Source organism: Azospirillum melinis, from assembly GCF_013340935.1.
GTDB classification, from domain to species: Bacteria; Pseudomonadota; Alphaproteobacteria; order Azospirillales; family Azospirillaceae; genus Azospirillum; species Azospirillum melinis.
The window spans coordinates 1-12,666 of sequence record NZ_WHOS01000102.1 but is presented as its reverse complement, the minus strand read 5'-3'; the positions used below and the strand labels follow the sequence as shown (position 1 = coordinate 12,666).

The following is a 12,666-nucleotide window of genomic DNA, read 5'->3' as shown; positions in this document are numbered from 1 at the left end:
CGGCTGGGGCAGGGCGGCCGGGTCGGGCGGCGGCGACGAACTGCCGCGGCGGCGTTTGGGCTGCGGCTGGTCGGTGCCGTCCGGGTCGCGGCGGATTTGCCGGTCGTCGGTCTGCCGGGATTGCGCGGTGGCGGGTCTGGAGTCGGTCCGTGACTGCTCCGCCCCCTGCTCCGCCTGGATCTGGCTCCAGGTTCGTCGCTCACCCCCGCCGGGAACGACTGTCTGGTTGTAGACAGGCGGAAAGGCCTGGGCGCGGCCGGGCGTGTCGTCGCGCAGGTCCGACGGCGCGCAGGCACCGGCCGCCAGCAGGAGAAGGAGCGGAGCCAGACGGCTGGCAACCGGATGGCGGGCGAAGGGCGGGGGATGTGGGGTCATGTACGGAATGTCGGCACTACCGAACGTTTCGGCAAGATGACCCCAAAGGAGGGACTCCCCTTGCGGTCAAGCCAGCGCTAGAATGTTCTTTGTTTGTTCTTGATTGTTGGGCTCGATATGACGCATCCACCTCCCCATCCGCCCTTGTCCCCCTCTCCTCCCCAGGGAGGGGGTCGGGGTGAGGGGGGATCGCAAGGCAGGTCGGAGAGAGCCAAGCGCCGCATCCTTGCCCTGTGGCTGCCGCGCCTGCCGACCGACGCGCGGGAGCGGCTCATGCCGCCGGAATTGCGTGCCCGCCCCTTCGTCCTGCTGCGGACGGAGCGCCAGCGGCGGGTGGTGGTCGCGGTCAACCGGGCGGCGGCAATGCTGGGCATCGCTCCCGGCCATACCCTGAGCGATGCCCGTGCGCTGGAACCGGCGCTGGAGGTGGCGGAGGCGACGCCGGAAGCCGATTCCGCCCTGCTCGGCCGCGTCGCCGACTGGGCGCGGCGTTACAGCCCCTGGACCGCGGCGGACGAGCCGGACGGGGTGGTGATCGACATCACCGGCTGCGCCCATCTCTTTGGGGGCGAACCGGCGCTGGCCGCCGACCTGACCGGCCGGCTGCACGCCGCCGGCTTCGCCGCCCGCACCGCCATCGCCGACACCCCGGCCGCCGCCTGGGGGCTGGTGCGGTTCGGCAGTCCGGAGCAGCGGCGTCACGAGGCGTTGGATGGCCTGCCGCTCGCCGCCTTGCGACTGCCGGCGGAGATGGTGGAGGGATTGCACGCGTTGGGCCTGCGCCGGATCGGCGACCTGCATGCAATGCCGCGGGCGGGGTTGGCGGCGCGGTTCGGGGCCGGGTTGCTGCAACGGTACGATCAGGCCCTCGGCCGGCTGGACGAGCCGATCTCCCCGCGCCGGCCGGTGACGGACCATCGTGAGCGCCTGACCTTCGCTGAACCGATCGCCACGCCCGAATCGATTGCCGGGGCGCTGAGCCATCTGCTGGGGAGGCTGTGCAAGGGGCTGGAGGCGGCAGGGCAGGGGGCGCGCCGGCTGCGGCTGGATGTCCATCGCACCGACCAGCGGGTTGACGACGAACCGCAAAGCCTGGCGCTCGGCACCAGCCGCCCGGCGCGCGACCCGGCGGTGCTTGCCCGGCTGTTCGTCCCGCTGCTGGAGCGGATCGAACTCGGGTCGGGGCCGGGGCTGGAAACCCTGGTGCTGTCGGCGACCGAGACGGGACCGCTGTCCGCCGTCCAGACCGCAATCGAGGGAGAGGGGCCCGGCGACCAGGGGAGCGACGACAAGCTGGCCGAACTGGTCGACCGACTGGCGCTGCGGCTGGGGGAACGGGCGGTGCTGCGGCTGGTGCCACGGGAAAGCTGGCTGCCGGAGCGCTGCGTGGCGCCGCATCCGCCGATGGAGCGCCTGCCGGCGCCGAAACCCTGGCCCGCCGGGCAGCCGCGCCCCCTGCGCCTGCTGACCCCGCCCGAGCCGGTGGAGGCCACCGCCCCGCTGCCCGACGACCCGCCGCTGCTGTTCGTCTGGCGCGGCGTGCCCCACCGTGTGCGCCGGGCCGAAGGGCCGGAGCGGATCGAATGCGAATGGTGGCGTGGGCAAGGGTCGCTGGGGCTGGCGTTGCGCGACTACTACCGGGTCGAGGATGAGGGCGGCCGGCGTTTCTGGCTGTTCCGCGCCGGCCTGTACCGCCCCGACGAGACCCCGCGCTGGTTCCTGCACGGGTTTTTGGGGTGAGGTGTCGGGCAGACGCCCGCTTACCCCGCCCGGTCGAGCTGCTTCAGGAAGGCGATGTAGCGGTTGATGTCCTCCATGCGGCGGGCGTGGTCGTTCATGTCGGACAGGCGGCCTTCGATGGCCTTCTGGGCGCCCTCCACCTCGTCGATCACCGCATGGATGTCGGTCTGCAACTCCTGCGAGGCAGTGGCGGCCTCGTCCATGCGGGCGCTGGTGTCGTCGAGCTGACCGCCGACGGAGCGGACGGAGGTCACCACCTGGTCGATGGCGCGGCGGGTGTCGGCCAGAGTCTGCTTGGTGTCGTTGGCCAGCTTGCGCACCTCCGCCGCCACCACGGCGAAGCCCTTTCCGGCCTCGCCGGCGCGGGCGGCCTCGATGGTGGCGTTCAGCGCCAGCAGGTTGGTCTGGCTGGCGATGCCGTCGATCACCGCCAGCACCTTCTCGATGCTTTTCACCACGGTGGACAGCTGGTTGAATTCGCGGACCAGCGCCTCCTTGCGGTCGGCGTGGCCGTCGAACAGGGTGGCGTGGCGGTTCAGCGTCGCCTCGATCGCCGACATCGAGCCGCCGATGCGCGCGGCATAGCTGGCGGTCTCCTGCACGCCGCCGGTCAGCGTCACCAGCGCGTCGAGATAGCTGTGCATCCGCTCGATCACGCTGTTGCGGATGCGGCTCAGCAGCTCAAGCCGGTTGTAGCGGGTGGCGATGAAATAGCTCTGGAACCGGGCGTAATGCACCGGGAAACGGTCGACCATGTCGTCGGAGAACCCGGTCCCGGGCGGCACCTCGAAGAACATCAGCGCCGACAGGGTCTGGTTGATGTTGATGCCCAGCAGTTCGCCGAAGGTCGAGAATCCGGCGGCGGCCAGCCCGTCGAAGGCATGGACCCGCGACAGCTGGTCCGGGTTGTTCAACCGGCGCAGGATGCAGTCGTTCAGGATGGCGCCGACCGGCCGCGGCTTGTTGCGCAGATAGGCCGAGAGGTCGTCTTCCGTCTGGCGGACGAAATCGGTCGCCTCCACCAGGCACAGCGAATCGCCGGGATTGACGTCGCAGTAAAAGGAGACCTCCCCCTTCTCGAAATCGAAGCCGGAGATGGAGCGGACGAACAGCTCTCCCTCCATCTCGATGGCGAAGGTGTTCTTCGCCAGCTTGCCCGGCAGCTCCTGCGGCTTGCAGCGCAGGGATTTGGCGAGCGCGTCGATGAAGCCGACGACCTCGAAGCCGTCACGGTCGATCACGCTGCGCACGATGCGGCACATCGGGTCGGCGTCGACCACGGCGAAGCGGGTCTGGGTCGGCCGGAAATTCTGCGACTTGAAGATGCCGTAGCGGATGCCGGGCGCCATCTTCAGGAAGATCGTCACCGCCACGTTCTCCAGCACGCGCTGGCCGTCGAACAGATGGGTGTTGCGGAAGTCGAGCTTGCCGCCGGCCGAGCCGCCGATGAACAGGCAGGGGAAATGGCCTGAGCGGTAGACCGCCTCCATGAAACAGCTTTCGCTGGCCGACAGCCCGTCGATGAAGGTCAGCGCCACCGTGTCGTGGCTGTCGACCGGGAAGGGGACGCGGATGCGGTCGAGCTCGCCGCGGATCGCCTCCACCCGGGCCGGCACGTCGCGGGTCGGGCGGCCGCCGCGCAGGTCGTCGCAATGCAGCGGGACCGACTGGATGCTGACCCCGGCGAGCAGGCGCGGGCTGAAGGATTGCAGCACCACGCTGTCCCAGCGGTCGCCGGCCTTGCGGTAGAGCGGCTGGCCCTCGGCCGCGCACAGCTCGCCCGCGGTGGAGACCAGCACCAGCTGGGTCGCCGCCGGCAGGGCGGAGCGGACCGCCCGCGCGGTGGCGGCGAAATCGACATGGGGCGACACGAAACCGACCACCAGCGCCGGTGCACCGTCTGCGAAAGTCAGACCCTCCAGCGCCGCGGCGCCGATCTGCCCCGCCGGCAGGCACAGGCTGCGGATCGGCTGCTCCGCCGGTCCGGCGGCATGCGCTGGCGGTTCGGACCTGCCGGCTGAGGTGCCGACCGGGCTGCCGGGGACGGGGGAGGTTGGGGAGTCCGAGCGGAAGAAAGACAGCATGCTGGCGAATCCTCGGTCGTCTTTGTTGTTCATCCCGCGCGTTGGCGGCGCCCGTTTTCTGCTGTGAGTGCCCGGGTATGGCTCATTTTGCCGACAATTTAGCTGCCGATCGGTAGCGTTTCCTGTCGGGGGGACTCCGTATCCGGCTGCGGCCTGTCGCCGCATCCATCGTCAGGTTGGGCCGTCGGCAGATGCGGCGGGCTGGGGTGGCGGGACCGGATAGCAATGCCGGGCGACGGTCGATTCCGCTTGTGGGGCCAGCGGAACATTGGCATAAGGCAATCCATAGGCCTGGGGTGCCGTGCGGTGGTCGCACGGCTGAGAACACACCCATCGAACCTGTCTGGGTAATTCCAGCGAAGGGAGCCGCCGCATGATCCATGCGCCAGAACCGCATCCATATTCCGTTTCCGCGCCGGGACTCCGTCCTTCCGTTGCCGTCATCGGCGCCGGCTGCATCGGCCTCGCCATCGCCTGGAGGCTGGCGTCGGCCGGCTGCCGCGTCGATGTCTTCGAGCGGGGGGAGGCTGGGCGCGGCGCCACCCATGCCGCCGGTGGGATGCTGGCCGCCTGTGTCGAAACCGAGCCGGGCGAGGAGGGGCTGCTGCCGCTGACCCGCGCGTCGCAGGCCCTGTGGCCGGACTTCGCCCGCGATCTCGAAGCGGCCAGCGGCATGGCCGTCGACCTGCGCAGCGAGGGAACCATGGTCATCGCGCTGACCGCCGACGATGCCGCGAAGGTCCGCTTCCTGCACGGCTTCCAGCGCGATCTGGGATTGCCGGTGGAGTGGCTGAGCGGGGTCGAGGTGCGGCGGCGCGAACCCTTCCTGCAACCGGGTGTCGCCGGCGCCCTGTTCTGTGCCGGCGACCATCAGGTCGACAACCGCAAGGTCGCGGCCGCCCTGCGGCGCGCCGCCGTGGCTGCCGGCGCTCATCTGCACGAGGGGTGCGGCGAGGTGGCGCTGGCGGAGGAGGACGGGCGCGCCGTCGGTGTGCGGGTGGCCGAGACGCTGCACCGGGCCGACCGGGTGGTGCTGGCCGCCGGGGCGTGGTCGGCCGGGGTGCCTGGGCTGCCGCCCGCCGCGAAGCCGCCGGTGCGGCCGGTGAAGGGGCAGATGGTCTGCCTGCGCATGGACCCCCGTTTGCCGCTGCTGCGCCATGTGGTGTGGACGCCCGGCACCTATCTGATCCCGCGGCTGGACGGCCGGCTGCTGATCGGCGCCACCACGGAGGAACGCGGCTTCGACGACCGTCTGACCGCCGGCGGCCAGTTCGCCTTGCTGGAAGGGGCGTGGCGGGCGCTGCCGGGCATCGCCGAGCTGCCCATCGAGGAAGCCTGGGCGGGTTTCCGTCCCGGCAGCCGCGACGATGCGCCGATCCTGGGCGAGAGCGGCATTCCCGGCCTGATCCACGCCACCGGCCACCACCGCAACGGCATCCTGCTGACCCCGGTGACCGCCGACGGCATCGCCCGTCTGGTGCTGACCGGCGAGACCGACCCGCTGCTGCGCCCCTTCGCCGCCGACCGCTTCGTTGCCGCGGGAGCCGCCGCATGAGCGCCGTTTCACGTGAAGCCATCCGCGTCAACGGCCGTGAAGAGCCGCTGTCCGCCGCCTCCGTCGCCGAGTTCCTGGCCGGGCGCGGCATCGCCGCCGGGACCCTCGGTGTCGCGGTCGCTCTGAACGGCGCAGTGGTCCCCCGCCGCCGTTGGCCGGAGACTCCGCTCCAACCCGGCGACAGCCTCGAAATCGTCCGCCCCATCCAGGGCGGTTGACCCTGAATTTTCCTCTCCCGGGGCTCTCAGCGGATCTTCGATCCGCCTGACGCCGTCAGCACAAACGAAGCTTGTGCGAGAGGCGGGAGAGGGTCTTTGCAAAAGGCTCCCCCCCATGTCCCAGACCGACACCCTCACCATCGCCGGGCGCAGCCTCGGCTCGCGGCTGTTCCTCGGCACCGCCGGCTATCCGAACCAGCAGGTGATGCTCGACGCGCTGGCGGCCAGCGGCAGCGAGCTGGTCACGCTGGCGATCCGCCGCATCAGCCTGGACGGCTATTCGGAAAGCCTCGTCGACGTGCTGGCCCGCGCCACCGGGGGACGAGCTGCTGGCCCGGTTGGGCTGCTGCCCAACACTGCCGGCTGCATGACCGCCAAGGAGGCCGTGCTGACCGCCCAGCTGTCGCGCGAGGCGCTGGATACCCCCTGGATCAAGCTGGAGGTCATCGGCGACCGCGAGCTGCTCTATCCCGACGTGGAGGAACTGCTGCGCGCGACGGAGGAACTGGTGAATGACGGATTCGTCGTGCTGCCCTATTGCAACGACGATCCGGTGACCTGCCGGAAGCTGGCCGACCTGGGGGCTGCGGCGGTGATGCCGCTGGGGGCCTTCATCGGGTCGGGCATGGGTATCCGCAACCCGCACGCCATCGAGACGATCTGCGCCCGCAGCCCGGTGCCGGTGGTGCTGGACGCCGGCATCGGCACCGCGTCCGACGCGGCGCTGGCGATGGAGCTTGGCTGTGCCGCCGTTCTGCTGAACACGGCGGTGTCGAAGGCGCGCGACCCGGTGCGGATGGCGGCGGCGATGCGCGATGCGGTCAATGCCGGCCGCGCCGCCCATCTGGCCGGCCGCATGCCGATGCGCGCCCATGCCGAACCGTCCAGCCCGCAGATGGGCCTGATCGGCGGCTGACGGCGGTCGACCATGGGCAACCGGACGGCGAGAGGGGTGGGCAAGGTGACGCGCACTCCGTTCGGCCGCTTGATCCGGCGGGGCGGCTGACGCAGGCTGTGGCGCACCGCCTCCCTTGGCGCCCATCTGCCGGAGACCATTCCCGTGCCTGCCACCTTTGAACCCCGCACTCCCGACTGGAAGGCGCGCTGTTTCGCGTCCTTCGAACAGCAGCCGATCTGCAAGACGCTCGGCATCGAACTGGCGGCGATGGGGCCGGGCTTCTGCGAGATGCGCTTGCCCTTCCGTGCCGACCTGACGCAGCAGCACGGTTTCTTCCACGCCGGCATGGTCAGCACGCTGGCCGACAATGCCGGCGGCTATGCGGCGCTGAGCCTGATGCCGGCCGGGGCGGAAGTGCTGGCGGTGGAGTTCAAGATCAACCTGATGTCGCCGGCCAAGGGCGACGTCATGATCGCCCGCGCCCGCGTGGTGAAGCCGGGCCGCACCCTGGTCATCACCCAGGTCGAGGTGTCGATGCTGGACGGCGGTGTCGAGAAGGACTGCGCCCTGATGCAGCAGACCACTTTCTGCGTGATGCCGAAATGACGTTTCAACCGGTTCGAAAGGGCTTTTCCATGCTGTCTGCCCGTCTGTTGTCCGTGCCCGCCGCCCTGCTGCTGGCCGGCGGTGTCGCCGTGCTGGCCGCCGCCCCGGCCGAGGCCAAGGATCCGCCCTCCTGCGCCGCCATCTCCTTCCGCTCGCTGCCCAGCGGCGCGCCGGACGGCGAACAGGATGCCGGCCTCTACAAGTCGCGCTTCGGCAAGATCGAGGTGAAGGCCGACGTCAAGGGCGGGCAGGCCACCACCTATTACATGGTGCTGAACGGCAAAAAGGTGGACGGCCCGGCCAACCCGCCGAAGATGTCGGAAGCCTGCCTGAAGTCCAAGCACGTCAAGGTCCCGGTCGCCAAGCAGACCCAGGGCACCTGCACCGGCACCCGCTTCCGCGTCGTCGTCGACCGGTCCAGCGGCAAGCCGGTCGCCGCCTTCTTCGGCCTGCAGGGCGAGGACTGGGCCTATTGCAGCGCGACGACCCTGTAAGGACGGAAGCCTGAAGGGGGGCGGACCCACGCCCCCCTTCGACTTGTCAGATCGTCATAGCCTTCACCCGTTCGCGCAGCACCTGTCGGGCCTTCTCCGCCTCCGCGCGGGCGGTGGTCAGGTCGCGGGCCAAGCCGTCCAGGCGATTCTCCGCCTCTCCCATCTTGGCCAGCGTGCGCTTGTGCAGGTCGCTGCCCGCCGGCAGCGCCTTCAGGTTCTCGCGCAGCCGGTCCTGGTCGGCGATGCGCTCGGTCCGCTCGTCCTCCAATTCGGCGATGCGGCGCTCCTTCTCGGCGACGGCGGACTGCAGGCCGGCCAGCGTCGTCAGCGCCTGACGCACCTCCGGCGGCAGTTCGGGGGCAGAGGCGCGGGCGGCGATCTGGTCGACGCTCAGATCGGTCAGCACGATCCGCTCCTGCCGCGGCCGTTCCAAGGTCGCGGTCAGCGTCACCGTCTTGCCGGCCGGCACCGCCAGCGGCAGGCGGTAGGCGCCGGCCGTCGCCTCCGTCTTGCCGCCCGCCGGCTCGGCGAGGTCCCAGCCGGGGCGGCGCGGATGCTCGATCACCACGCTGCGGTCGGCGTCCGGGGCGCCCGCCACCGTGTAGGTGGTGCTCTGCCGGTCGGTGACCGACAGGGTCAGCACGCCATCGGCAAGGGCGGCGCGGGACAGCCGGCGACTCGGCTTCTCCTCGCGGTCGATTGTCACCGCCTGATCGACGGCGAAGGACAGCAGACGGCTGTCGCCCGCCGGCAGGGTCGCCATGCGCGCGTCGCCGACATAGGCGCTGGTCTCCGCCCCGGTGCCGCCGGTCCGGTCATAGAAGGTCAGCAGCCCAGGCGGCAGGGCGGTGTCGCCGTCGTTGCGCAGCCGCAGAGACGCCAGCGGGTGGCGGGCATCGGTTCCCGGCTGGTAGAGCGCCACCCGCTCGACAGGCAGGCTGCGGACGGCGATCGGCATCATCAACGTTCCGCCGTTCGGCACGCTGACCGGCTGCGGGTAATGGAACAGCACCTGGGCGCCTTCCGCGGCACCGGCATCGGCTCCGCGCACCGCGGCCATCGCCGGGGTCCCGGCGGCGCTGCCGTAGGGCGCCACCTTCGCCAGCGGCTCGCCCATCGGCGCGGGGGCCATGGCCGGTGCGGGGGGCGGAGGAGCGGCCATGGCCGCGGCGGGTGGCGCCGCGGCGCGCGAGGCTTCCGACTGCGCCCGCATCGCCGGATGGGCGTCGTTCAGTGTCACCGTGCCCTCGTCCGCGGTGGGCAGCACCCGGCCCAGCACCTCCACCGGCACCTCCGGCCGTTCGACGAAGTAGGGGGTGTAGAGCGCCTGGCGCAGGGTGACCGGGTTGCCCGACACCACTGTCAGATCGACGCCCTTCCAATCCTCGCCGCTGAGATTCTCCAGAACCGCCCAGCCCTGCAGGGCGCCGTTGCCCTCCTTCGCCGCCCCGGTTTGCGGCTGCCCATTCTGCGGCTGTCCGCTCTGCGTCATGCTGAGCCGGTAGGTCGCCTTCCACAGCGGCATCTCCGCGACATAGCCGACCCGGACCCGCCGCTCGCCGGCGGCTTGGCCGTCCTGCGGCGCCCGGCTGTGCACGGTCAGCTGCCGCCGCTCGCGCCGGGCATTGTCCGCCACCGCCGACAGCGCCCGGTCGATCTGGGCCTGCACCGCCGGATCGGTGAAGCGCAGGGCGTCGGCTTCCTCCAGCACCAGCTGGCGCAGGCCGTCGGCGGTCATCAGCGTCACCCGGTGGCGCATGGCGGTGGCGCCGTCGCTGCCCTGCAGCCGCACCGTCTCCTCCGTCACCGACATCAGCCGGCCGGTCAACTGGCGGGAGCCGCCGGACGTCACCTCCGCCCCGCGCATCGCGTTCAGCAGAGCGGCGGGGGAGGTGAGGTCGCCCGCCGAGAAGGGCAGTTCGCGGAAGGCGGTGTCCAGCGGCTCGGCGCCGGGCAGGCCGATGGTGCCGACGCCGCCCTTGTCGTCATAGACGACGATGCTTTTCAGCACGTCGTCAACCTGATCGCGCCGGACCTCCAGCGACAGGTCGGCATCGCCGCTGACCGTCGCCTCATATTCGAAATAGCCGACGCCGCCGGTGGACAGCAGAACCCGCGTCAGCGCCAGTTGCCCGCCGGTTGGCCCGTCCGCCGCTGCCCAGGCGGCCGGGGCCGCCATCAGCAGGGCGGTGGAGGCGAGAAGGATGGCACGGGTCATGATTGTCTCTCCGGTTCTGTTGCTCCCGAGCGTCGGCATAAGCGCGAATTCGGGCGGGAATAGGGAGAGCGTTGCCGGAAGAGACGGATGAGGCCTGAAGGGTGGGGGGCCGTGGTCAGGGCGCCGCCGTCAGCCAGCGTTCCATCATCGTGCGCCACAGTGGCGCGCCGTTATGGGCCGCGACCTGTGCCACATTCGGCGCGCAGCCCGGATTGCAGCCCTGATGATGGCTGCAACGCTCCGCCACCGGACGGCGGTTGCCGTCGGCGGGAAGGCGCCTCGCGGTCCTATAGTAGGCCGGGGAGTGGGTCGGGGCGTGCGATGCGGTGCGCTGGTGCGGCATCGGCAGTGCAGGGACGGTGCGGCCGGACATGATCGGGGTCTTGTCTCAGTTTTTCGGGTTCCAGTCGTTCGGTCGGGCCGTCAGCTCGGCCGCCCGACCGAGCGCGCCGAGTCGAGATGGCGCCGCGCCTCGCCCAGCAGCAGCCGGTGCTGCGCCAGCGTTTCGCGGATCGGGCCATGCTGCCCATAGACCCGCACCTCGTTCAGCAGACGGTCGGCGCGGTCGAGCAGGGCCAGACGTTCCAGGCAATGATCGATGTTCGACATGGCGGTGCATTCCCCCATCACGGCATTGGTTCGGCGCCCTGTGCAGCCGTCCCCTGTTCGATGGTCTGGATTTAAACCGCAGCGTGTTTCTGGTTAATGTCTGCGCAAGGGTATTTTTATGTCGCTGGCGCGGCAGGGGGTTTCAACCAACTCACGCGGTGGGCGAAAGAGCCGCGGCTGTTACCGGGTTGTAACGCATTGCGTGGCGCTCGCGCGTGAGATAAGAAGGTTTGGGGAGGTAACAGGCATGCATATTCTCGCGGTCGACGACGACGAGCCGATTCGGGAGCTTTTGGCCTCATATCTGGCGGGAGAGGGGTACCGGGTCACGACGGCGCAGGATACCGCATCGGCCCGGCAGGCCCTGGATGGCGAACCTGTCGATCTCGTGGTCTGTGACCTGCGTCTGCCCGACGGCGACGGTCTGGGGCTTGTCCGCCAGATCCGCACCGAATCGCAGATCCCCGTCATCATCCTGTCGTCCAAGGACCAGGATGTCGACCGCATCGTCGGGCTGGAGCTGGGCGCCGACGATTACCTGACCAAGCCCTTCAACCCGCGCGAACTGCTGGCCCGCATCAAGGCGGTGCTGCGCCGCGTCTCCAACGACGCCCGCCCGGCCCGCAGCCCGGAAGAGCTGCGCGCCGTCGTGCAGTTCGCCAATTGGGAACTCGACCTCACCGCCCAGCGCCTGCGCGGCCAGGAGGGGCGCGAGGTGGAACTGACCAAGGCGGAGTTCGGCCTGCTGGCGGCCTTCGTCAAGCGGCCGCAGCGGGTGCTGACCCGTGACCAGCTGCTCGACCTCACCCGGGTCGACGGGGCGGAGGTGTTCGACCGTTCCATCGACGTGCTGATCCTGCGCCTGCGCCGCAAGATCGAGGCGAACCCGAAGGAACCCCGCATCATCAAGACCGAACGTGGTGCCGGCTACGTCTTCGACGCCAAGGTCCGCACCGTCTGAGGACCCGCCGATCCCTGTCCGTGGCTCCCCCGGACGCCACCCTGGACGCCTTCCCACGCCCGCGTTAGCCTTTCCTGAAAACCTGTCGGAAAGGAAACGCGCGTGCCTGATTCCATCGATTTCTATTTCGACTTCGGTTCGCCCTACGGTTACTTCGCCAGCCTGCGCATCGACGAGCTGGCGGCGAAGCATGGCCGCACCGTCACCTGGCACCCGGTCCTGCTCGGCGCCATCTTCAAGGTGACGGGCATGAAGCCGAACCTCGAGCAGCCCCTGCGCGGCGAGTATCTGACCCAGGACGTCGGACGCATCGCCCGCCTGACCGGCGCGCCCTTCACCTTCCCCGATTCGGCCCCGGCCAATGGCGTCGCCGCCTCGCGCGCCTTCTACTGGCTGGCCGACGAGCATCCGGAACAGGCCAAGCTGCTGGCCCGCGCGATCTATCACGCCCATTTCGGTGAGGGGCAGGACATCGGCCCGGCCGACACGGTGGCGGAGATTGCGGCGAAGACGCTGGGCAGCCTTGGCATCGACCGCGCCGCGGTGACCGCCGCCATCCAGGACCCGGCGGTCAAGGACCGGCTGCGCAGCGAGGTCGACGATGCGGTGGAACGCGGCGTCTTCGGTTCGCCCTTCTTCATCGTCGATGGCGAGCCCTTCTGGGGCTGGGACCGGCTCGACATGGTTGACCGCTGGCTCACCACCGGCGGCTGGTAAAGCTCGGCCTCCGGATCGTCATCCGGGGGCGGAAAGTGCTGACGGTCGGGGCCGGCAAACCGCTATAACCATGGGCTAAGACTTTCGGTTGGGCGCCGGCCGCGGTGCCTGCTCTCGTTTCGGTTTACCGCCCCATGGATCAGATCGTTCCCGACCGCCGTCCCCGGACCTCCAGCCCGCCCCCGGCAGTC

The 12,666-nt window shown here is 70.2% G+C and carries 11 protein-coding genes, 1 pseudogene and 1 riboswitch; of the genes and pseudogenes, 8 read left to right on the top strand and 4 right to left on the bottom strand.

Annotated elements, in window-relative coordinates:
* Nucleotides 1-375 (bottom strand): annotated as a pseudogene (locus GBZ48_RS34575) (hypothetical protein); the annotation flags it as partial.
* A 273-nt stretch (nt 376-648) separates the two neighbouring features.
* Here GBZ48_RS34575 and GBZ48_RS34570 point away from each other — a divergent pair.
* Nucleotides 649-2,115 carry a DNA polymerase Y family protein gene (locus GBZ48_RS34570; protein WP_246307669.1) on the top strand — a complete coding sequence of 489 codons (1,467 nt, stop codon included), beginning with the start codon at nt 649-651 and terminating at the stop codon, nt 2,113-2,115.
* A 20-nt stretch (nt 2,116-2,135) separates the two neighbouring features.
* On the opposite strand, the gene GBZ48_RS36865 is transcribed toward GBZ48_RS34570, so the two are convergent.
* Entirely contained in the window at nt 2,136-4,199 is a 2,064-nt protein-coding gene (locus tag GBZ48_RS36865) for a methyl-accepting chemotaxis protein (protein ID WP_174475169.1), read from the bottom strand.
* A gap of 282 nt (nt 4,200-4,481) precedes the next feature.
* Nucleotides 4,482-4,581, top strand: a riboswitch (TPP riboswitch).
* Between GBZ48_RS36865 and thiO the strand changes: the two genes are divergently transcribed.
* The 5 genes from thiO to GBZ48_RS34540 all read left to right on the top strand — a co-directional run bounded on the left by thiO (nt 4,573) and on the right by GBZ48_RS34540 (nt 7,970).
* Nucleotides 4,573-5,754, top strand: coding sequence for a glycine oxidase ThiO (gene thiO, locus GBZ48_RS34560; RefSeq protein ID WP_174475168.1), 1,182 nt, complete (start codon nt 4,573-4,575; stop codon nt 5,752-5,754). It overlaps the preceding riboswitch by 9 nt.
* Complete coding sequence (thiS, locus tag GBZ48_RS34555) at nt 5,751-5,972, top strand: sulfur carrier protein ThiS (RefSeq protein ID WP_109052009.1); 222 nt, start codon at nt 5,751-5,753, stop codon at nt 5,970-5,972. The genes thiO and thiS overlap by 4 nt, the downstream gene beginning before the upstream one ends.
* Before the next feature lie 115 nt (nt 5,973-6,087).
* Nucleotides 6,088-6,888: a thiazole synthase gene (thiG, locus tag GBZ48_RS34550; RefSeq protein WP_174475167.1), complete on the top strand. Its 801-nt coding sequence runs from the start codon at nt 6,088-6,090 to the stop codon at nt 6,886-6,888.
* A 144-nt stretch (nt 6,889-7,032) separates the two neighbouring features.
* Nucleotides 7,033-7,476 (top strand): hotdog fold thioesterase, encoded by a 444-nt coding sequence (locus tag GBZ48_RS34545; RefSeq protein ID WP_174475166.1) that lies wholly within the window; start codon nt 7,033-7,035, stop codon nt 7,474-7,476.
* A gap of 29 nt (nt 7,477-7,505) precedes the next feature.
* Nucleotides 7,506-7,970 carry a hypothetical protein gene (locus GBZ48_RS34540; protein WP_246307668.1) on the top strand — a complete coding sequence of 155 codons (465 nt, stop codon included), beginning with the start codon at nt 7,506-7,508 and terminating at the stop codon, nt 7,968-7,970.
* A 46-nt stretch (nt 7,971-8,016) separates the two neighbouring features.
* Here GBZ48_RS34540 and GBZ48_RS34535 read toward each other — a convergent pair whose 3' ends face one another.
* The gene (locus GBZ48_RS34535; protein WP_174475164.1) at nt 8,017-10,188 is read right to left on the bottom strand and encodes a hypothetical protein; all 2,172 of its coding nucleotides are present in this window, start codon (nt 10,186-10,188) and stop codon (nt 8,017-8,019) included.
* A gap of 423 nt (nt 10,189-10,611) precedes the next feature.
* Complete coding sequence (locus GBZ48_RS34530) at nt 10,612-10,797, bottom strand: hypothetical protein (protein WP_174475163.1); 186 nt, start codon at nt 10,795-10,797, stop codon at nt 10,612-10,614.
* A gap of 247 nt (nt 10,798-11,044) precedes the next feature.
* Here GBZ48_RS34530 and GBZ48_RS34525 point away from each other — a divergent pair, with 247 nt between their 5' ends.
* A complete protein-coding gene (locus tag GBZ48_RS34525) occupies nt 11,045-11,758 on the top strand; it encodes a response regulator (protein WP_042696260.1) in 714 nt (237 codons plus the stop codon).
* A 102-nt stretch (nt 11,759-11,860) separates the two neighbouring features.
* A complete protein-coding gene (locus GBZ48_RS34520) occupies nt 11,861-12,475 on the top strand; it encodes a DsbA family protein (protein ID WP_174475162.1) in 615 nt (204 codons plus the stop codon).
* The last annotated feature ends 191 nt before the right edge of the window (nt 12,476-12,666 follow it).